This is a genomic window from Kosakonia sacchari SP1 (assembly GCF_000300455.3).
In the GTDB taxonomy this organism is placed as follows: domain Bacteria; phylum Pseudomonadota; class Gammaproteobacteria; order Enterobacterales; family Enterobacteriaceae; genus Kosakonia; species Kosakonia sacchari.
The window spans coordinates 3870822-3891849 of record NZ_CP007215.2; the positions used below are offsets into that span (position 1 = coordinate 3870822).

A 21028-nucleotide genomic window follows, 5' to 3' on the forward strand; every position below is an offset into this window, starting at 1 on the left:
TAGTTATAGTTGTTAACACTAAAACAGGTTAAATAACTCGTTGAATTATATTCACAAAATGAATGTGTTGCGGTTCAGCTTAAGCCGTAACCGCTTTTAGTGATTTTAATTAATGCTAAAAAAGGTCATTTCCGCTACCATGCGGCGGTTTTTTGTAAGCCTGAGAGTTCATTATGTCGACCACGTTGTTTAAAGATTTCACTTTCGAAGCCGCTCATCATCTGCCGCATGTCCCACAGGGGCACAAATGCGGTCGTCTGCATGGCCACTCGTTTATGGTGCGCCTGGAGATCACCGGCGAGGTGGATCCTTATACCGGCTGGATAATGGACTTCGCCGAGCTGAAAGCTGCGTTTAAGCCGCTTTACGAGCGCCTGGATCACTACTATTTGAATGAGATCCCAGGGCTGGAAAACCCTACCAGTGAAGTGCTGGCGAAATGGATTTGGGATCAGATGAAACCGGTGGTGCCGCTGCTGAGCGCGGTGATGGTAAAAGAGACCTGCACGGCAGGCTGCGTTTATCGCGGCGAATAAACAACTTTTGTACCGTCAACCTGCGAGCCGAGCAAGTCTGCGGGTTGACAGCACATTTGCCCATGCTTTATCTGCTCCGCCCGCAGACACCAGTGTGTTTAACGCACCAGATAACCGCCATCGACGACCAGCAAATGACCATTCACATAATCCGAGGCGCGGCTGGCGAGAAAAATTACCGCCCCCATTAAATCCTGCGTATCTCCCCAGCGCATAGCCGGTGTGTGATCAATTCCCCATTTATATTGCTTGCGATCGTTACGAATTATCTGCGTGATATCCGTGGAGAAATATCCCGGCGCAATACCATTCACTTGAATATTAAATTGCGCTAATTCATCGCAATAGGCTTTTGTTAAACCGGCCAACGCATGTTTTGTCGCGGAATAGGCCGGCGATCCCTGTTGACCTAAAAATGAACGCACCGAGCAAATATTGATAATTTTGCCACGCAGGTTTTTCGCCATCACTTTTGCAGCTTCATGACATAATTCAAAGGCAGCCGTAAGATTTACATTAATCATCGGATCCCAGTCAGCACGATTAAACGCCCAGACATTATTCATTTTGCAGATGCCCGCATTATTCACCAAAATATCAACCGTACCGAAGCGTTCACAGCAGGCGCTGATGATCTTTTGCGGTGCGCCTTCGGCGGTAATATCAATTTCCATAAATTCAACATCTACGCCCTGTTGCCTAATGGCTTCTTCTGTTTCCCCACCGTCTGAAGTAATCGCCGGAATAAAAACATTTGCCCCGGCTTTTGCCAGCGCAACGGAAAATGCCTGTCCTAATCCACTATTACCGCCGGTGACAATAGCGGTTTTCCCCTGTAAGAAAAAAAAGTCCAGCGAAAAATTATTAATTGATCTCATTGACATTGCTTGTTCCAAAATCCTTTTAGAAAAAAAGGCAGCGCCGCATAATAATGAAGCAACCTTTTGCAATATTTAAATATCGTGACCGGACGTTTTCTAACACAGATAAATAAAATGGCACTTGATAAAGGTCAAAATTAAATTATCACGAGAATTCACTTCGGAATAATCACTTTATTTTCCCTTTCTGTATAAAAAAACCCGCCAGTGGCGGGTTTCTATTAAGCAATATTGAGATATTTGTGTGTCTGCATCGACAGTCGCCAGTTGCGGGCGATACAGGTTTCAATACACAAGCGCGTCGCATCCTCTTTCTGGCTTATCGGCTGCAAGGCGATGACCCGCTGTTTATCATCGTGCAGTTGTGCCAAAAGCTCGTCCAGCGCCTCAATATCGCGCAGGCGGCCAACAGGGTGCTTAATCTCATCGGCGCGCTCCAGCGCCTGCTGGAGGACATCATAACCACCACGCATATTCACTTTCGGCGATACGGTGACCCAGGTGGTGTGCGACGTACGAACCTCGTGCGTGCCGCTGGTTTCAATCTGACAGCTAAAGCCGTTGTGCTCCAGCAGCGTGGTCAACGCCGAGAGATCGTGTATGCAGGGCTCACCACCTGTAATGACCACATGGCGTGCTGTCCAGCCCTGGCGCTGGATAATGGCGAGCAAATCTTCACTGCTTGCCGCGCCCCATTTGTCGCTCTCTTTGGTCTTCGCGAGAATGCTGTACAGCGACACCTCCCGATCTGCGAGCTTATCCCAGGTGTGTTTGGTATCGCACCAGGCGCAACCAACCGGGCATCCCTGTAAACGAATAAAAATGGCGGGAACGCCGGTGAAATAACCCTCGCCTTGCAGGGTCTGGAACATCTCGTTAATCGGGTACTGCATCGTCGCTCTTATTACCAGGGAAAAACGCCATTATTGCAGATAACCTTCAGGGGATCATGTGCCATTTGCGCCGCGCACAGCGGGCGATTTAACTTCCTGATAATGAAAACTATCAGTTATGGCAAATTGTCATTACCGGCTTTCAGCCGCTATCCTATGACGGTTCTTTCCCTGATTTGCCTCGCAAGGATGATGCAAATGGCGCGCATACTGGCACTGCTGCTGGTGCTGAGTTTTACCCTTCCGGCGCTGGCTGTGCCTGTTCCACCGATGAATGGCGTGGTTAACGATCCCGAAAATCAGTTAAGCCTCTGGCAGCGTAAAGCGCTTATCCAGCAGGTAAGCGATCTGAATGCCCGTACAGGGACACAAACCGCTCTACTGCTGATACCCACGACAAATGGCGAAACCATCGAACACTTTGCCAACGAGGTTTTTAACCGCTGGCAGCTTGGCGATGCCCGGCGTAATGACGGCGTGTTGGTGCTGGTCGCGTGGCAGGACAGAAAAGTGCGTATCGAAGTGGGAAGCGGCCTTGAGGACATGTTAACCAACGCGCTGGCAAAGCAAATCATTGATGAATATATGATTCCAGCCTTCCGGCAGAATGACCTGAATACCGGAATTGTGCGCGGCGTTGAGGGGATCAGCACCGTGCTTGCCAGCCAGCCGCTACCTAAAGCTCAACCTCCGTCATTTTTCCAGCAAATGGCCGCCTGGTTTTCCCTGTGGAAGAGTTTGATTGTGTTGGCGGTGGTCATCATTGCCCTGACGATCAAAGGCAAAATCCGCACGCTGGCAGGACTGTTTTTTATCGCCTGTCCTCTGGCCGTGATTTTGTTCGCGTACAGTGAACAAAACCCTTTGCTGCTGCCTTTTACGATATTCTGCGCTGCCGTGCCCGCTTTTATTTTGCTGATGATGTTGTGCGTATGGTTGCTCTACCCACAGCGGCTTACCGCCGTAGGCCGGCAAAAATATCGTGAGAGCAGGCAGCTCAATTATTCACGTGGAGGCGAGGCCAGTACCGACACAACTCATTACACCAGCAGCGAAAGTTCCGGGCATAGCAGTAGCGACAGTTCCAGCGGTGGTGGCGGTTCGAGTGACGGCAGCGGCTCTTCAGGAAATTGGTGAGCCGTAAAGCGCAAAAAAAACACGTAACAAGATATTATTTATTTTACGTTTTGAATTATATCCATGAATAATTCGCAGGCTAATAAACTAAAAATAATCTATTAAATATCATCGATATAAATATTTTCCGAAACGTGGCGGAATCTTTTATTTTATTGGGTGTCGTAGACAAATCCCCTGCGCTTCCTTCCTTAAAACCAGCTTAAGAAACCCCGTTTTTGTACGTCATTTTATTGATATGGCGTTTAGCTTTCTGTGCCTACAATCCGCCACAACAACCATGATGAGAAAGCGTTGATGAATACATTATTGATTACGGGTGTCACTGGGTTTCTTGGCGGGGCGGTATTAGAAAAAATTCTTCACGACAATCTACCGATGAATTTATTGCTGCTGGTTCGCGCCGAAGATAGCGAAGCCGGGCTTGCGCGCGTTAAAAGCAATATGCGCAAATTCAACCTCAGTGATGAGGTGCTGAACTCGCTTTCGACGTCGCAGATCCTGCTCGGCGATTTGGGCGAACCAGAAGGTTTTATTGCCGATCCACGTCTGGAAAATGTCACCCACGTGCTGAACTGCGCAGCCGTGGCCTCTTTTGGTAACAATCCGCTGGTGTGGAAAGTCAACGTGGAAGGCACGTTGACATTTGCACGCCGGATGTCGCACGTTGCCGGGTTACAGCGTTTTCTGCACGTTGGCACCGCGATGTCGTGTACCCCGGAGCCCGATTCACTGGTACCGGAAAGCAGCGAGTTTCGCGAGAATGCCGAGCACCTGGTGACCTATACGCACTCCAAATCCACTATCGAACAACTGATGCGCAAAGAGTGCCCGCAGTTGCCGCTGGTGATCGCACGGCCATCGATTGTCGTCGGCCACACCAGCCACGGTTGCACGCCGTCTACCAGTATCTTCTGGGTGTTCAGCATGGGGCTGATGCTGCAAAAATTTATGTGTTCGCTGGAAGATCGCGTGGATGTGATCCCGGTGGATTACTGCGCCGATGCGCTGCTGATGCTGCTTAGCGGAGAGATTGCACAGGGTGAAGTGGTGCATATCTCGGCCGGAGAAGAGAATAGCGTCCGCTTTGCCGATATCGACAGGGCAATGGCGAAAGCGCTGGAAAAAGCGCCGGTTGGCGATAAATACGCGCAGGTTAGTTATGAAACGCTGGTGAAAATGCGCCGCGAGCTGAAAGATATCTTCGGGCCGTGCAACGAGCGCCTGATGCTGAAAGCGATGCGTCTTTACGGAGCGTTTGCCACGCTTAACGTGCGTTTCAGCAATGATAAGCTGCTCAGTATGGGTATGCCGAAGCCGCCGCGATTTACTGACTATATCGCCCGCTGCGTGCAGACAACGCGCGGTCTGACGATACCGCAGCAGATGGAAGTCGATTTTAAATAGTCAAAAGCCAAAAAAAATGCCAGTCAACTGACTGGCATTTTTATTTGATCAACGCTTAGCGATTACGCCTGGCCTTTGATCTCTTTACGACCGTTGAACGGTGCTTGATCACCCAGCGCTTCTTCGATACGAATCAGCTGGTTGTATTTAGCAACGCGGTCAGAACGGCTCATAGAACCGGTTTTGATCTGGCCTGCAGCGGTACCAACAGCCAGGTCAGCGATGGTAGCGTCTTCAGTTTCGCCAGAACGGTGAGAGATGACAGCGGTGTAGCCAGCGTCTTTCGCCATTTTGATCGCAGCCAGCGTTTCGGTCAGAGAACCGATCTGGTTGAATTTGATCAGGATGGAGTTAACGATGCCTTTTTCGATGCCTTCTTTCAGGATCTTGGTGTTGGTTACGAACAGGTCGTCGCCCACCAGCTGGATTTTGTCGCCCAGCACTTTGGTCTGGTAAGCAAAGCCAGCCCAGTCAGATTCGTCCAGACCATCTTCGATGGAAACGATCGGATACTGTTTGGTCAGATCTTCCAGGAAGTGAGTGAACTCTTCAGAGGTGAACGCTTTGTTGCCTTCGCCAGCCAGAACGTATTTACCGTCTTTGTAGAACTCAGATGCTGCACAGTCCATCGCCAGAGTGATGTCTTTGCCCAGCTCGTAGCCCGCAGCTTTAACCGCTTCAGCGATAACAGCCAGTGCTTCTGCGTTGGAACCCAGGTTCGGCGCGTAGCCACCTTCGTCACCCACAGCCGTGTTCATGCCTTTGGATTTCAGTACTTTCGCCAGGTTATGGAACACTTCTGAACCCATACGTACAGCTTCTTTCAGGGTTTTCGCGCCAACCGGCTGAATCATGAACTCCTGAATGTCGACGTTGTTATCAGCGTGCTCACCACCGTTGATGATGTTCATCATCGGAACCGGCATGGAGTATTTACCCGGGGTGCCGTTCAGTTCAGCGATGTGTGCGTACAGCGGCAGGCCTTTAGAGGCAGCAGCAGCTTTAGCGGTAGCCAGAGAAACAGCCAGGATGGCGTTCGCGCCGAAGTTAGATTTGTTTTCGGTACCATCCAGATCGATCATGATTTTGTCGATGCCGGCCTGGTCTTTCGCGTCTTTGCCCAGGATTGCCTGAGCGATCGGACCGTTAACCGCGCCAACCGCTTTCAGTACGCCTTTACCCATGAAGCGGGATTTGTCGCCATCGCGCAGTTCCAGCGCTTCGCGGGAACCAGTGGAAGCACCTGACGGCGCAGCAGCCAGACCTACGAAACCACCTTCCAGGTGTACTTCGGCTTCAACAGTCGGGTTACCACGGGAGTCGATGATTTCACGACCGATGACTTTAACGATTTTGGACATTAGGTTTTCCTCAGTACAAGTTAAACTAAAACTCCAGACAAACAACGCGTACCGATGGTACGCGTTGCTGTTGTAACTTTTTTACTTCGCCTGGCGCTTCTGATACTCGCTGGCGGCTTTGACAAAACCGGCAAACAGCGGATGTCCATCACGCGGCGTAGAAGTAAATTCCGGGTGGAACTGACAAGCGACGAACCACGGATGATTCGGCACTTCGATGATCTCGACCAACTGATCATCCCCGGAACGGCCCGCAACACGCAGACCCGCAGCTTCGATTTGTTTCAACAGCATATTGTTGACTTCGTAACGATGGCGATGGCGTTCGATAATGGTTGGCGCGCCATACAACTGGCGAACCAGGCTGTCATCACCAAGCTGGCACTGCTGTGCGCCGAGGCGCATGGTGCCACCGAGATCGCTCTTCTCCGAACGCTGCTCAACGTTGCCGTCTTCGTCACGCCATTCGGTAATAAGCGCCACAACCGGGTATTTACAGTCTGGCACAAATTCCGTGGAGTTGGCGTTCTCCATCCCGACTACGTTACGTGCGAACTCAATCAACGCAACCTGCATACCCAGGCAAATACCCAAGTAAGGAATATTGTTTTCACGCGCATAGCGCGCGGTGGCGATCTTGCCTTCCACACCACGGTAGCCGAAGCCGCCAGGGATAAGAATCGCATCGAGACCTTTTAAGATCTCTACACCGCGCGTTTCAACATCCTGCGAGTCAATCAGCTTGATATTGACGGTTACGCGGTTTTTCAGGCCACCGTGTTTCAGTGCTTCAATAACCGATTTGTATGCGTCCGGAAGTTCAATGTATTTACCGACCATACCAATGGTGACTTCGCCTGACGGATTCGCTTCTTCGTAAATAACCTGTTCCCATTCGGCCAGATTTGCTTCCGGACAGTTCAAGCTGAATCGTTTACAAATATAATCGTCCAGCCCCTGGGATTTCAACAGGCCCGGGATTTTATAAATGGAATCGACGTCTTTCAGAGAAATCACAGCTTTTTCTGGAACGTTACAGAACAAAGCAATTTTTGCGCGTTCATTAGCAGGAACCGCGCGATCGGAACGGCAAATCAGAATATCTGGCTGAATACCGATAGAGAGCAGCTCTTTAACAGAGTGCTGCGTCGGTTTGGTTTTCACTTCACCGGAAGCCGCCATGTAAGGCACCAGCGTCAGGTGCATGTAGAGAGTGCGCTCACGGCCCACTTCTACCGCCATCTGACGGATAGCTTCAAGGAACGGCAGGGATTCGATGTCACCCACCGTACCGCCGATTTCAACCAGCGCAACGTCATGACCTTCGCCACCGGCAATAATGCGTTCTTTAATCGCGTTGGTGATGTGCGGAATAACCTGTACGGTCGCGCCCAAATAGTCGCCACGACGCTCTTTACGCAGAACCTCAGAGTAGATACGACCAGTGGTGAAGTTGTTGCGACGGGTCATTTTGGTGCGGATAAAACGCTCGTAGTGACCCAAATCCAGATCGGTTTCAGCGCCGTCTTCGGTAACGAACACTTCACCATGCTGGATTGGACTCATGGTCCCTGGATCGACGTTAATGTAGGGATCCAATTTCATCATGGTGACGTTGAGGCCACGGGCTTCAAGAATGGCTGCCAGGGAGGCTGCGGCAATGCCTTTACCCAGAGAGGATACGACCCCGCCGGTCACAAAAATATAGTTCGTTGTCATGCTGAACCTGAGAAGTTAGGTTTAAAAGACGATGGAATAACCAAGACGGGAAAGCAGTATACCCGATGATGGTCTACGCCACAAACTTTCATTGCCCCTCTCCTCTGTTCTTCAGGCCGCATCTGCATTGGCTTCTGTCGCTCACCCCAGACGCGGCACATTTTGCTGCGTCTGAAGATTCGCTCGGTTGCCGCCTTGCTGCGACCCGAATTACTCGAAGAGGCGATTCTCAAGGCATTTCAACAAACTTAAGGAGTGTGAAAATAGCCACTTTTGGGTAAATGTTTTTGACGCAAATCAAGCGCTTGTTATTTTAAAAATCACACAAATCGCGCTTACTGGAACAAATGCTTTAAAGATCATGTTCCTGGCGTTTTACTTGTTGCCAGACATTTTCCATTGTTTCCAGATCTACACCGGTCATTTCCAGACCGCGTTCGCGCACAATGCGCTCAACTTCACGAAAACGCCGCTCAAATTTCAGGTTGGCTTTTTGCAACGCCACTTCCGCTTTGACGCCAAGATGACGCGAAAGGTTGACGGTCGCAAACAACAAATCGCCGACCTCTTCTTCCAGTTTCGCGTCGTCTACCACCGCTTGTTTGGCTTCATCCATCACTTCGTCGATCTCTTCGTACACTTTGTCGAGCACCGGGCCAAGCGACGTCCAGTCAAAGCCGACAGTCGAGCAGCGCTTCTGAATTTTGTGCGCACGCATCAGCGCAGGCAGGCTGTGGGGAATATCGTCAAGCGCCGAGTGCTGAGATTTTTCCGCACGCTCTTCGCTTTTAATTTGCTCCCAACGCGCCAGCACTTCCGTGCTGTTTCCCGCATGTGCGCCACCGAAAATGTGCGGGTGACGACGCTCCAGTTTGTCGCTGATGGCGGCGCAAATGTCGTTGAAATCGAAACGCCCTTCTTCCTGCGCCATCTGCGCATAAAAAACCACCTGGAACAGCAGGTCACCCAGTTCGCCGCGTAAGTCGTCAAAATCTTCGCGCGAAATAGCGTCCAGCACTTCGTACGTCTCTTCCAGCGTGTAAGGCGCAATGGTGGCGTAAGTCTGCTCCTTGTCCCACGGGCAGCCGGTTTCTGGATCGCGCAGGCGTTGCATAATCCCGAGCAGACGATCGATTTGAGTCATGAGAAATCCCTGGTAATGAGTGTTGAGCCTCGCCCATCAGGACGAGGCTCGGATGAAGAGAAAATCAGCCACCATGCAGGCGACGAGCGTCGATGACGTCCGGCACCTGGTTGAGTTTGCCGAGCACGCGGCCCAGCACTTGCAGGTTGTAGATTTCGATATTCATATCGATGGTGGCCAGCTGTTCTTTGGTGTCGCTGCGGCTGGCAACGCCGAGCACGTTCACCTTCTCATTGGCGAGAATGGTGGTGATGTCGCGCAGCAAACCGCTACGGTCGTTCGCCGTGACGCGCACCACCAGCGAGTAACCCGCCGAGTAGCTTTCGCCCCAGACGGCGTCGACGATACGTTCCGGTGCCACGTTACGCAGCTCTTCCAACTGATCACAGTCGGCGCGGTGAATGGAGATCCCGCGGCCCTGGGTGATAAAACCGACGATTTCATCCCCCGGGATCGGCTGGCAGCAACGCGCGATATGGTGCATCAGATTGCCTACGCCTTCGACAACGACGCGGCCATTGTCTTTACTGCGACTTTGCGGTGTGTACGTTTTCTGTTGCAGTTGCTTCAGCGCGGCGGCGTCCTGCTCCTCGGCGCTCGGTTTATTGAACTGCGACTGCAGGAAATTCACCATCTGATTGAGACGGATATCCCCACCGCCGATTGCCGCCAGCAACTCGTCCAGCTCGTTAAAGTTGTAGCGCGGCAGCAGGAATTTTTCTGCCTCTTTCAGGCTAATGCCAAGATGGGCCAGCTCATCGTCGAGGATCTGACGCCCCGCAAGAATGTTTTTGTCGCGATCCTGTTTCCGGAACCAGGCGTGGATCTTCGAGCGCCCACGGCTGGTGGTCACGTACCCCAGGTTAGGGTTCAGCCAGTCGCGGCTTGGGTTCGGTTGCTTCTGGGTGATAATTTCGATCTGATCGCCCATCTGCAACTGATAAGTGAACGGTACGATGCGCCCGCCAATCTTGGCGCCAATGCAACGGTGCCCGACATCGCTGTGAATATGGTACGCAAAATCCAGCGGCGTCGAACCTGCAGGCAAGTCCACCACATCGCCTTTCGGGGTAAAGACATACACACGGTCGTCGAACACCTGGCTGCGAACTTCGTCGAGCATCTCGCCGGAATCGGCCATCTCTTCCTGCCAGGCGATCAGTTTACGCAGCCATGCAATGCGGTCTTCGTGCGCCGAACGCGGGCCGCCAACTGTAGCCGTGCCCTCTTTGTATTTCCAGTGTGCAGCGACGCCAAGCTCTGCATCTTCATGCATCTGGCGGGTACGAATCTGGATTTCAACGGTTTTACCGCCCGGCCCAAGCACCACCGTGTGGATAGACTGGTAACCGTTCGGCTTTGGGTTCGCGACGTAATCGTCAAACTCATCCGGCAGATGGCGGTAATGGGTGTGTACGATCCCGAGCGCAGCGTAGCAGTCCTGTAAACGCTCAGCGACGATACGCACGGCGCGCACATCAAACAGCTCATCAAAGGCGAGGTGTTTTTTCTGCATTTTGCGCCAGATGCTGTAGATGTGTTTCGGGCGGCCATACACTTCCGCTTTGACGCCTTCGGTCTTCATTTCGGCACGCAAATGCCCAACAAATTCGTCAATGTAGTGTTCGCGATCGATACGGCGTTCGTGCAGCAGCTTGGCGATGCGTTTGTACTCCGCCGGATGCAGGTAACGGAAGCAGTAATCCTCAAGTTCCCATTTGAGCTGCCCGATTCCCAGCCGGTTCGCCAGCGGCGCGTAGATATTGGTACACTCTTTCGCCGCCAGTACGCGCTCATCTTCCGGCGCATCTTTCACTTCACGTAGATGGGCGATACGTTCCGCCAGCTTGATAACTACACAGCGGAAATCATCCACCATCGCCAGCAGCATACGACGAACGTTATCGACTTGTTCGGAGGAGACGGAATCAGTATGGGTAGCTTTCAGCTGGCGGATAGCCGCCATATCGCGTACGCCATGGATCAGGTTGACCACCGACGTGCCGACGCTTTCACGCAGCACCTCTTCGCTGACCACTTCCGCATCGGCCAGCGGGAACAGCAGCGCCGCACGCAGCGTGTCGGTATCCATGCTCAGCATGGAGAGGATCTCTACCATCTCCACACCGCGCCACAGCAGTAATTCCGCGTTCGGGTGTCCCTGTGTTTGTCGCAGACAATATGCCCAGGTTTCGGTTAAGCGTTCACACGACGGCTGACTGGTGATCCCCAGACTCGCGATCCATTTGGCCGGATCGAATTCACCCGCTTTGTTCAAATGCGCACTGCGTACCGCAACCATTGTCCTCTCCTTTCAGGGACCGGGCCTGTCGAACTCGACAAGCCGAAATTAATCATTTGTGATTCACAAACAACACCATCGATTCCAGGTGGCCAGTGTGCGGGAACATGTCCAGCATCGCCAGCCGCTGGATCTGGTAACCCGCATCCAATAGCGCTTCACTGTCGCGGGCAAGGGTGGCGGGGTTACAAGAAACGTACACCACTCTGCCCGGCGACAATTTTAGAATATGTTTCATCACTCCGGCAGCGCCTGCGCGTGCCGGATCGAGTAAAACTTTGTCAAAACCACGGCTTGCCCAGGGCTGTTTCGTGACATCTTCCTCCAGATTTTCATGAAAGAATGTCACATTCTGCAAGCCATTCTGTTGCGCGTTATCCTGCGCTTTCGCCACCAGATCGGCGACGCCCTCCACACCGACCACGCTGGCGGCGCGTTTCGCCAGTGGCAGCGTGAAATTGCCCATGCCGCAGAACAGGTCCAGCACCCGGTCGCCGGGCTGCACATCGAGCCATTCCAGCGCTCGCGCCACCATCTGCTGGTTAACACCATCGTTAACCTGAATAAAATCCCGCGGGCTGAACGTTAAGCGTAGCCCGTCAGAGCTGTACCAGGGAGATTCTCCGCTAACCTGTTCTAGTATCTCGCTTTGTGGCGCGAGATACAGAGAGAGTTCCTGAGAATGCGAAAACTGTTCCAGTTTTTCTCTGTCTGTTGCACTTAATGCAGCAGTGTGACGCAAAACCATTAATGGACCATTATCGGCTTCCACCAGTTCAACATGGCCAAGTTGACGCACTGCCTGCAACCCGCTCAGGCATTCGCGCAGCGGCGCCAGTAATGCCTCAAGACGGGGCACCAACACCGGGCAGCGGGTGACATTAATAATGTCGTTGCCGCCCGCTTTGCGAAACCCCATCTCCAGACACTGGCTTTTGGGCTGCCAGCTCAGGCTGAGCCGCGCGCGACGGCGATACCCCCAGGGTTCGCCCGCAATCACTTCATCGACGTCCCGTTTCATCAAACGCGCCAGCGCCGCACTTTTGCTGCGCTGTTGCAGGGCAATACTGGCATGCTGTTGCTGGCAGCCACCGCAGACGCCAAAATGCGGGCACAGCGGCGTAACGCGCTCGTCGCTATCATTCAGGCGGCGTTTCACCTCACCGCGTGAAAACTGCCGCTTATCCTCTTTCAGCACAATATCCGCCGTTTCGCCGGGTAACAGCCCAGGGATGAACAGCGCTTTCCCGTTATGGCGCGCAACCCCCTGCCCAAAGGGATCAAGATCAGTTACGGTTACGGTTACGGTTACTTTTTGACTAGTCGTCACACGTCGTTTTGCAGAGTAGAATTGCGCCATTGCAGGGATTTATCTCATTTACAGATTAATGGCCTAATTCTCCCATAACGGAACTCCATGACCAACTACAGCTTGCGCGCACGCATGATGATCCTGATTCTGGCGCCCACCGTGCTTATCGGTGTGCTTCTCAGCATCTTCTTTGTCGTTCACCGCTATAACGATTTGCAGCGTCAACTGGAAGACGCCGGAGCCAGTATCATTGAGCCGCTGGCGGTCTCGAGCGAATACAGCATGACGTTGCAGGACAAAGATGCGATAGGCCAACTGGTGAGCGTTTTGCATCGCCGTCATTCCGATATTGTGCGGGCAATTTCCATTTACGATGGGCAGAATAACGTATTCGTTTCCTCTAATTTCCAGCTTGATGGCGATAATCTCCGGCTGGCGGAAGGGCAACCTTTTCCGCGCAGGCTCAGCGTCTCCCGGCGCGGCGATGTGATGATCCTGCGCACCCCCATCCTCTCCGAAGGGTTTACGCAAACCAACACGGCGCTACCGGCGGATAAAATTACCGGCAACATGCTCGGTTATGTGGCGCTGGAGCTGGATCTCAAATCGGTACGTTTACAGCAGTACAAAGAGATTTTTATCTCCAGCCTGATGATTTTGTTCTGTATTGGCATTGCGCTGATTTTCGGCTGGCGCTTAATGCGCGACGTGACCAGCCCGATTCGTAATATGGTGAACACCGTTGACCGCATTCGACGCGGGCAGCTCGACAGCCGTGTTGAAGGCTTTATGCTCGGCGAGCTGGATATGCTGAAAAACGGCATCAACTCGATGGCGATGTCGCTGGCGGCCTACCACGAAGAGATGCAGCACAACATTGACCAGTCCACTTCCGATCTGCGCGAAACGCTGGAGCAGATGGAGATCCAGAACGTCGAATTGGATCTGGCGAAAAAACGCGCCCAGGAAGCGGCACGCATCAAGTCTGAGTTCCTCGCCAATATGTCCCATGAGCTGCGCACGCCGCTGAACGGGGTGATTGGCTTTACCCGCCTGACGCTGAAATCTGAGCTTAACCCTACGCAGCGCGATCACCTGCTGACGATTGAACGTTCGGCGAACAACCTGCTGGCGATCATTAACGACGTGCTGGATTTCTCCAAGCTCGAGGCGGGCAAGTTAATTCTGGAAAGCATCCCGTTCCCGCTGCGCAATACGCTCGATGAAGTGGTTATCCTGCTGGCCCACTCGGCGCACGACAAGGGGCTGGAACTGACGCTGAACATCAAAAACGATGTGCCGGATAACGTGATTGGCGACCCGCTGCGTCTGCAACAGGTGATCACCAATCTTGTCGGCAACGCCATCAAGTTCACCGAGCATGGCAATATCGACATTGTGGTCGAGAAGCGCGCCATCAGTAACAACAAAGTGCAGGTTGAGATGCAGATCCGCGATACCGGCATCGGCATCCCCGAGCGCGATCAGTCGCGGTTGTTCCAGGCGTTTCGTCAGGCCGACGCCAGCATCTCTCGCCGCCACGGCGGTACCGGGCTGGGGCTGGTGATAACCCAAAGACTGGTCAATGAAATGGGCGGTGATATCTCCTTCCATAGCCAGCCGAATCGCGGCTCCACCTTCTGGTTCCACATTAATCTCGATCTCAATCCAAACGCCATCAGCGAAGCGCCAGCCACCGGCTGTCTGGCGGGCAAACGCCTTGCCTATGTCGAGCCCAATGCGACAGCCGCGCAAAGCACGCTGGACGTGTTGCACGAAACGCCGCTGGAGGTGATTTACAGCCCGTCGTTCTCGGCGCTGCCGCAGGCGCATTACGACATTCTGCTGATGGCGATTCCGGTGACGGTGCGTGAGCCGCTCAACATGCAGCACGACCGCCTCGCACGAGCCGCCGCCATGACTGACTACCTGCTGTTAGCGCTGCCTTGCCATGCGCAGGTGAATGCCGAGGAGCTGAAACAAGACGGTGCGGCGGCCTGCCTGCTGAAACCCCTGACCACCACCCGCCTGCTGCCCGCGCTCACGGAATATTGCCGTGCGACTCGCATTACGCAGGCTCAGCCGCCAGATGAAACAAAACTGCCGATGACGGTAATGGCCGTGGACGATAACCCGGCCAATCTGAAGCTCATCGGCGCGTTGCTGGAAGATCAGGTGCAGCATGTCGAGCTGTGTGAAAGCGGTATACAGGCCATTGAGCGCGCCCGGCAGCTACAGTTTGATCTGATCCTGATGGACATTCAGATGCCGGACATGGATGGCATTCGCGCCTGTGAGCTGATTCGCCAGTTGCCGCACCAGCAGCAAACGCCGGTCATCGCCGTTACTGCCCATGCAATGGCCGGACAAAAAGAGAAACTGCTCAGCGCCGGGATGAATGACTATCTGGCGAAGCCCATTGAAGAGAACAAGCTGCGCAGTCTGCTACGCCGTTATAAACCCGGCCCGGATATCGGCAGTTGGCTGACGCCACCGGAACAGGCAGTAGCGCCTGCGGATATCGTGGTTGACGCCGATACCACGCTCGACTGGCAACTGGCGCTGCGTCAGGCGGCAGGGAAAACGGATCTGGCGCGCGAGATGCTTCATATGCTGGTCGAGTTCCTGCCGGAGATCCGCAATATGGTGGAAGAACAGCTGGTTGGCGAAGCGCCGCAAGGGCTTTCTGAAGGGATCCATAAGTTGCACGGCAGTTGCGGTTACAGCGGCGTACCGCGGCTGAAAAACCTCTGCCAGTTGATTGAACAGCAGTTACGTAGTGGCGTTGCGGCCGAAGAGCTGGAGCCGGAGTTTCTGGAACTGCTCGATGAGATGGATAACGTCACCCGCGAAGCACACAAATTGCTGGGGTAGTCAGGCGCATAACCGATGACGGGAATTGAGGTTAGACGCGGTTTATCCGCGAGTGGATAAACGACACATTGATTATCCACTCAACACGCCACCACCAGGCCAGTGAGAACGCGTTAGAACAAGCCCGATAAGCGTGCATGCTATCGGGCGGTTTGCGGCTACAGCTTTTGCCCTGCTTTCAGCACTGCTGCCACGTTGCGTGCGGTCATGCGGACATTTTCTCCGGCATTTTCCAGCGCGTCTTCCAGCGAACAGACCTTGTAGATCACACTGAATACCGCGTCGATGCCGTGATGGTGCACCACGCCAACATCGGCGGTCAGGCTGCCGGCAATGCCGATCACCGGAATATTATGTCGCTTCGCCACTTTCGCCACGCCCACTGGCACTTTGCCGTGCACCGTCTGACTATCGATACGGCCTTCGCCAGTGATCACTAGGTCAGCGCCAATCACGTACTCATCCAGCGCCAGCGCATCGGTGACAATCTCGATACCCTGGCGCAACTCAGCGCCGCAAAACGCATACAGCGCCGCCCCCATCCCCCCTGCCGCACCGCCGCCCGCCAGGTGCAGCACGTCCAGGTCCAGGTCGCGGGCAATGATCCGCGCATAATGTCCGAGCGCTTTATCCAGACGCGCGATCATCTCCGGCGTCGCCCCTTTCTGCGGGCCAAACACCGCCGACGCCCCCTCTTTTCCGGTGAGGGGATTGGTCACGTCACACGCCACTTCAATACGGCACTCGGCAAGGCGTTTATCCAGTTGTGCAGTATCAATTCGCGCCAGGGTTTCCAGCGCTGATCCACCCAGCGCAATCTGCTGGCCGTTCTCATCCAGCAGCTTTGCGCCAAGCGCCTGCACCATGCCAGCACCACCGTCATTGGTCGCACTGCCGCCAATGCCAATGATGATATGTTTTACGCCCGCATCCAGCGCATGGCGAATCAACTCGCCGGTGCCCCACGACGTGGTGATGAGCGGATCGCGTTTGGCCGGCGGCACCATTTCCAGCCCGCTGGCGGCGGCCATTTCGATAAAAGCGGATTGTTCGTCGCCAGAAATCCCGTAGAACCCTTCCGCCTGCTCACCGAGCGGGCCTTTTACCGTGACCTTAACGATACGCCCGTCGGTAGCGGCGACCATGGCTTCAACCGTCCCTTCGCCACCGTCCGCCACCGGTATTTTGACGTATTCCGCCGTGGGGAAAATTTCACGAAAACCGCTCTCAATCGCGGTCGCCACATCCAGGGCACTTAAACTTTCTTTGTAAGAGTCTGGTGCGATCACAATTTTCATAAGCCATCCTTACGCATATTCACGGCTTTAAGCATACACCCAGCAAAGATGAGGAAATGCCAGCCCCCGCAAGGACTGGCAATTTCATCAACGCACCATGCACGGACGTTTGTTATCAAATTTCCAGTCTGGGATCAGGTATTGCATTCCCATTGCATCGTCACGCGCGCCGAGACCGTGTTTTTGATACAGCTCGTTGGCTTTCATCACCTGGTCCATATCCAGCTCCACGCCAAGACCCGGTTTGTTCGGCACCTGCACCATCCCGCCTTTGATTTCGAACGGCTGTTTAGTCAGGCGCTGGTTGCCCTCCTGCCAGATCCAGTGTGTATCGATAGCGGTGATATTGCCCGGTGCCGCAGCAGCAACATGGGTGAACATGGCCAGCGAAATATCAAAGTGGTTATTAGAGTGCGAGCCCCACGTCAGACCGAACTCGTGGCACATCTGCGCCACACGTACCGAACCCTGCATGGTCCAGAAGTGCGGATCCGCCAGCGGGATATCCACTGATTGCAGTGACAGCGTATGGCCCATTTGACGCCAGTCGGTGGCGATCATATTGGTCGCCGTCGGCAGGCCGGTCGCGCGGCGGAACTCCGCCATCACTTCACGACCGGAGAAGCCCTGTTCCGCGCCGCACGGATCTTCCGCGTACGCCAGCACGCCTTTCAGGTGCTTACCGATTTTGATCGCTTCATCCAGCGACCAGGCACCGTTCGGATCGAGCGTCACGCGCGCCTGCGGGAAACGTTTTGCCAGCGCGGAAATCGCTTCGGCCTCTTCCATTCCCGCCAGCACGCCGCCTTTCAGTTTGAAATCGTTAAAACCGTATTTCTCATACGCAGCTTCCGCCAGGCGCACCACGCGATCTGGCGTCATCGCCTCTTCGTGGCGCACGCGATACCAGTCGCATTTGTCATCCGGCTGGCTCTGGTACGGCAGCGGCGTTTTTTTGCTGTCGCCAACGAAGAACAGATAACCGAGCATCTCGACTTCGCTGCGCTGCTGGCCTTCGCCAAGCAGGGAAGCGACGTTCACACCGAGGTGCTGACCGAGCAGATCAAGCATCGCCGCTTCAATGCCGGTCACCACGTGGATCGTAGTACGCAGATCGAAAGTTTGCAGGCCACGGCCGCCAGCGTCGCGGTCGGCAAAGTTACTGCGCACGGTGTTGAGGATATTTTTGTACTCTCCCAGCGTCTTACCGACCACCAGCGGAATAGCGTCTTCCAGCGTTTGACGGATTTTCTCGCCGCCGGGAATTTCACCGACACCGGTGTGACCAGCATTGTCTTTAATCACCACGATATTGCGGGTGAAGAACGGGGCGTGTGCGCCGCTCAGGTTCATCAGCATGCTGTCGTGGCCCGCAACCGGGATAACCTGCATGGAGGAGACAATGGGTGTCGAACTGTATGTGCTCATTTTTTAATCCTTTTGGTCTATCAATGACGTCCAAAAACGGGGCGTTTTTTGTCAAACGTCCAGCCTGGGATGAGGTACTGCATCGGGCCTGCGTCATTGCGCGCGCCGCCAGGCAGCTTCTTGTATGCCGCGTGCGCTTTTTCGATTTGCGTCCAGTCGATCTCTACGCCAAGGCCTGGCGCATCGGGTACGGCGATTTTTCCCTGGCGGATCTCCAGCGGCTGTTTGGTCAGGCGCGCATCGCCCTCCTGCCAGATCCAGTGGGTGTCGATGGCGGTTGGCGTTCCCGGTGCTGCCGCGCCAACGTGGGTGAACATCGCCAGTGATATGTCGAAATGGTTGTTGGAGTGACAACCCCAGGTTAAGCCCCAGTCGTCGCACAGTTGCGCCACGCGTACCGCGCCGGAAAGCGTCCAGAAGTGCGGATCCGCCAGCGGGATATCCACCGCGTTTAGCATCACCGCATGGCCCATTTCACGCCAGTTGGTGGCAATCATATTGGTGGCAACCGGCAAGCCGGTGGCACGGCGGAACTCCGCCATCACTTCACGCCCGGAGAAGCCCTGTTCCGCACCGCACGGATCTTCCGCGTAGGTCAGCACATCATTAAGGCCTTTGCACAGGCTGATGGCTTCGTCGAGCAGCCAGGCCCCGTTGGGATCAACCGTGATGCGCGCGTCCGGGAAGCGTTTTTTCAGCGCCCGCACGGTGTCGATCTCTTTCTCGCCGGGCAGCACGCCGCCCTTGAGTTTGAAATCTTTAAAGCCGTAGCGATCTTGCGACGCTTCCGCCAGGCGCACGACCGCATCGCTGTTCATCGCTTCCTGATGACGCAGGTGATACCACTCATGGCTGCCAGGCGTCGCTTCCAGATAGGGCAGATCGGTTTTGGTGCGATCGCCAACATAAAACAGATAACCCAGCACCGTCACCGCATCGCGCTGTTTACCGGGGCCAAGCAGCTCGCACACCGGGACGTTCAGCGCTTTGCCTAACAGATCCAGCAGGGCAGCTTCCAGCGCCGCCACCGCGTTCACGCGCAGTTCAAAGGTCCAGGCGCCTTTACCGAAGGTGTCGAAATCCGCCGCCTGGTTGCCTTTGTGTACGCGCTGCACCACTTTATTCAACCGCGCCACTTCCTGCCCCACCACCATCGGCGTGGCGTCGACCAGCGTTTTGTAGATCACTTCGCCGCCCGGCGCTTCACCAACGCCAGTGCTTCCGGCGTTATCGGTAAGCACCACGATGTTGCGGGTAAAGTAAGCGTTATGCGCACCGCCGATATTCATCAGCATGCTGTCATGCCCGGCCACGGGAATGACTTTCATCTCTGTGATAATGGGGCTTGCTTGTGTGTTCATTATTCACGTCCTGTCACAGGTTTCAGCACGATACGCTTGATATCACCCACCAGAACCAGGTAACTCAGTACCGCCACCAGCGCATGGATACCGACATAGATCAGCGCACCGTTAAACGAGCCGGTTGTGCCGACGATGTAGCCAATGGCAATCGGCGTCACGATGCCGGAGATGTTACCGAACATGTTGAACAGACCGCCGCTCAGGCCGCTGATCTCTTTCGGCGCGGTATCTGCCATCACCGCCCAGCCCAGCGCACCGATACCTTTACCGAAGAAAGCCAGTGCCATGAAAGCGATAATCAGCGTTTCGGAGTCGGTGTAGTTGCAGAACACCATGCTCATGGAGAGCAGCATTCCCAATACAATTGGCGTCTTACGCGCCACGTTCAGCGAGCCGTAACGGCGCATTAACCAGTCGGAAATAATCCCGCCCAGTACGCCCCCCACAAAGCCGCAGATCGCCGGGATTGACGCAACAAAGCCTGCTTTCAAAATCGACATGCCGCGCGCCTGTACCAGGTAAACCGGGAACCAGGTGATAAAGAAATAGGTCAGGGCGTTAATACAGTACTGGCCCAGATAGACGCCGATCATCATGCGGGAGCCCAGCAGCTGTTTGATCTGCCCCCATTTTTCTGAGAACGGAACATGCTGCGCGCTTTTCGCCTGATCCATGTTGATCAGCGCGCCACCTTCAGCAATGTACTCCAGCTCTTTTTTGTTAACGCCCGGATGCTGGTTCGGCTCGTGGATCATTTTCTGCCACAGGAAGCTGATGAAAATGCCGAGACCGCCCATAAAGAAGAACACATGTGACCAGCCCACAGCGTGCGTCAGCCACCCCATGATCGGCGCGAAGATCACTGTCGCGAAGTATTGTGCGGAGTTAAAAATCGCCACCGCCGTGCCCCTCTCCTGCGCCGGGAACCAGGCCGCAACGATGCGACTGTTGCCAGGGAAGGAAGGGGATTCGGCCAGACCGACCATAAAGCGCAGGGTGAAGAGCGCAACGATGATGCCAAAGCCGCTAAAGATGTCGACGAAACCTTGCAGCAAGGTAAACAGTGACCAGGTGAAAATAGACCAGAAATAGACGCGTTTTGATCCGAAGCGGTCAAGCAACCAGCCGCCCGGTATCTGGCCAATCACATAAGCCCATGAAAACGCGGAGAAAACATAACCCATACCGACTGGATCCAAACCTATCGCTTTGGACATCTCCGAACCGGCAATCGACAACGTTGCGCGATCGCCATAGTTGAAGGATGTGACGATAAACAGCATCACCACTATCCAGTAGCGGGCGTTGGTACGCTTTTCAGCGCCGCTCGCCGCCTGGCTAAATGTACTCATGGTTGTACTCCCGAAGCATA

At 54.3% G+C, this 21028-nt stretch carries 15 protein-coding genes; 4 read left to right on the forward strand and 11 right to left on the reverse strand.

Going from position 1 to position 21028, the window contains the following annotated elements; all coding sequences use genetic code 11:
• Positions 1-173: 173 nt before the first annotated feature.
• Positions 174-536: a 6-carboxytetrahydropterin synthase QueD gene (queD, locus tag C813_RS41355; protein ID WP_017458754.1), complete on the forward strand. Its 363-nt coding sequence runs from the start codon at positions 174-176 to the stop codon at positions 534-536.
• Positions 537-634: 98 nt separating this feature from the next.
• Here the strand turns inward: queD and C813_RS41360 are convergent, their stop codons facing one another.
• Positions 635-1420, reverse strand: a complete 786-nt coding sequence (locus C813_RS41360) for an SDR family oxidoreductase (protein ID WP_025263717.1) — start codon at positions 1418-1420, stop codon at positions 635-637.
• Positions 1421-1638: 218 nt separating this feature from the next.
• Positions 1639-2310, reverse strand: coding sequence for a 7-carboxy-7-deazaguanine synthase QueE (gene queE, locus C813_RS41365; RefSeq protein ID WP_017458752.1), 672 nt, complete (start codon positions 2308-2310; stop codon positions 1639-1641).
• Positions 2311-2508: 198 nt separating this feature from the next.
• Here queE and C813_RS41370 point away from each other — a divergent pair, with 198 nt between their 5' ends.
• On the forward strand, positions 2509-3447 hold the full coding sequence (locus C813_RS41370) for a TPM domain-containing protein (RefSeq protein WP_017458751.1): 939 nt from the start codon (positions 2509-2511) through the stop codon (positions 3445-3447).
• A 297-nt stretch (positions 3448-3744) separates the two neighbouring features.
• Positions 3745-4854, forward strand: coding sequence for an SDR family oxidoreductase (locus C813_RS41375; RefSeq protein ID WP_017458750.1), 1110 nt, complete (start codon positions 3745-3747; stop codon positions 4852-4854).
• Positions 4855-4916: 62 nt separating this feature from the next.
• Here the strand turns inward: C813_RS41375 and eno are convergent, their stop codons facing one another.
• The 5 genes from eno to rlmD form a co-directional block, all read right to left on the reverse strand.
• Positions 4917-6215, reverse strand: coding sequence for a phosphopyruvate hydratase (eno, locus tag C813_RS41380; protein WP_017458749.1), 1299 nt, complete (start codon positions 6213-6215; stop codon positions 4917-4919).
• A gap of 81 nt (positions 6216-6296) precedes the next feature.
• Entirely contained in the window at positions 6297-7934 is a 1638-nt protein-coding gene (gene pyrG / locus C813_RS41385; protein WP_017458748.1) for a glutamine hydrolyzing CTP synthase, read from the reverse strand.
• A 352-nt stretch (positions 7935-8286) separates the two neighbouring features.
• Complete coding sequence (gene mazG, locus C813_RS41390; protein WP_017458747.1) at positions 8287-9078, reverse strand: nucleoside triphosphate pyrophosphohydrolase; 792 nt, start codon at positions 9076-9078, stop codon at positions 8287-8289.
• Between the two features lie 64 nt (positions 9079-9142).
• Positions 9143-11380 (reverse strand): GTP diphosphokinase, encoded by a 2238-nt coding sequence (gene relA / locus C813_RS41395; RefSeq protein ID WP_017458746.1) that lies wholly within the window; start codon positions 11378-11380, stop codon positions 9143-9145.
• 52 nt (positions 11381-11432) lie between these two features.
• Entirely contained in the window at positions 11433-12740 is a 1308-nt protein-coding gene (gene rlmD / locus C813_RS41400) for a 23S rRNA (uracil(1939)-C(5))-methyltransferase RlmD (protein WP_017458745.1), read from the reverse strand.
• Between the two features lie 57 nt (positions 12741-12797).
• Here rlmD and barA point away from each other — a divergent pair, with 57 nt between their 5' ends.
• Positions 12798-15566: a two-component sensor histidine kinase BarA gene (gene barA / locus C813_RS41405; RefSeq protein WP_017458744.1), complete on the forward strand. Its 2769-nt coding sequence runs from the start codon at positions 12798-12800 to the stop codon at positions 15564-15566.
• Between the two features lie 158 nt (positions 15567-15724).
• On the opposite strand, the gene C813_RS41410 is transcribed toward barA, so the two are convergent.
• From C813_RS41410 to C813_RS41425, 4 genes are all read right to left on the reverse strand, one after another.
• On the reverse strand, positions 15725-16864 hold the full coding sequence (locus C813_RS41410; protein WP_017458743.1) for a glycerate kinase: 1140 nt from the start codon (positions 16862-16864) through the stop codon (positions 15725-15727).
• A gap of 87 nt (positions 16865-16951) precedes the next feature.
• Complete coding sequence (gene gudD / locus C813_RS41415; protein WP_017458742.1) at positions 16952-18292, reverse strand: glucarate dehydratase; 1341 nt, start codon at positions 18290-18292, stop codon at positions 16952-16954.
• 20 nt (positions 18293-18312) lie between these two features.
• Positions 18313-19653, reverse strand: a complete 1341-nt coding sequence (locus tag C813_RS41420; protein WP_017458741.1) for an enolase C-terminal domain-like protein — start codon at positions 19651-19653, stop codon at positions 18313-18315.
• A complete protein-coding gene (locus tag C813_RS41425) occupies positions 19653-21008 on the reverse strand; it encodes an MFS transporter (protein WP_017458740.1) in 1356 nt (451 codons plus the stop codon). The genes C813_RS41420 and C813_RS41425 overlap by 1 nt, the downstream gene beginning before the upstream one ends.
• Positions 21009-21028: the final 20 nt, after the last annotated feature.

What these genes read in the sequence shown, in the direction of transcription:
- queD (WP_017458754.1), top strand. Translation starts at nt 174, where the DNA reads ATGTCGACCACGTTGTTTAAAGATTTCACTTTCGAAGCCGCTCATCAT.
- C813_RS41360 (WP_025263717.1), bottom strand. Translation starts at nt 1,420, where the DNA reads ATGTCAATGAGATCAATTAATAATTTTTCGCTGGACTTTTTTTTCTTA.
- queE (WP_017458752.1), bottom strand. Translation starts at nt 2,310, where the DNA reads ATGCAGTACCCGATTAACGAGATGTTCCAGACCCTGCAAGGCGAGGGT.
- C813_RS41370 (WP_017458751.1), top strand. Translation starts at nt 2,509, where the DNA reads ATGGCGCGCATACTGGCACTGCTGCTGGTGCTGAGTTTTACCCTTCCG.
- C813_RS41375 (WP_017458750.1), top strand. Translation starts at nt 3,745, where the DNA reads ATGAATACATTATTGATTACGGGTGTCACTGGGTTTCTTGGCGGGGCG.
- eno (WP_017458749.1), bottom strand. Translation starts at nt 6,215, where the DNA reads ATGTCCAAAATCGTTAAAGTCATCGGTCGTGAAATCATCGACTCCCGT.
- pyrG (WP_017458748.1), bottom strand. Translation starts at nt 7,934, where the DNA reads ATGACAACGAACTATATTTTTGTGACCGGCGGGGTCGTATCCTCTCTG.
- mazG (WP_017458747.1), bottom strand. Translation starts at nt 9,078, where the DNA reads ATGACTCAAATCGATCGTCTGCTCGGGATTATGCAACGCCTGCGCGAT.
- relA (WP_017458746.1), bottom strand. Translation starts at nt 11,380, where the DNA reads ATGGTTGCGGTACGCAGTGCGCATTTGAACAAAGCGGGTGAATTCGAT.
- rlmD (WP_017458745.1), bottom strand. Translation starts at nt 12,740, where the DNA reads ATGGCGCAATTCTACTCTGCAAAACGACGTGTGACGACTAGTCAAAAA.
- barA (WP_017458744.1), top strand. Translation starts at nt 12,798, where the DNA reads ATGACCAACTACAGCTTGCGCGCACGCATGATGATCCTGATTCTGGCG.
- C813_RS41410 (WP_017458743.1), bottom strand. Translation starts at nt 16,864, where the DNA reads ATGAAAATTGTGATCGCACCAGACTCTTACAAAGAAAGTTTAAGTGCC.
- gudD (WP_017458742.1), bottom strand. Translation starts at nt 18,292, where the DNA reads ATGAGCACATACAGTTCGACACCCATTGTCTCCTCCATGCAGGTTATC.
- C813_RS41420 (WP_017458741.1), bottom strand. Translation starts at nt 19,653, where the DNA reads ATGAACACACAAGCAAGCCCCATTATCACAGAGATGAAAGTCATTCCC.
- C813_RS41425 (WP_017458740.1), bottom strand. Translation starts at nt 21,008, where the DNA reads ATGAGTACATTTAGCCAGGCGGCGAGCGGCGCTGAAAAGCGTACCAAC.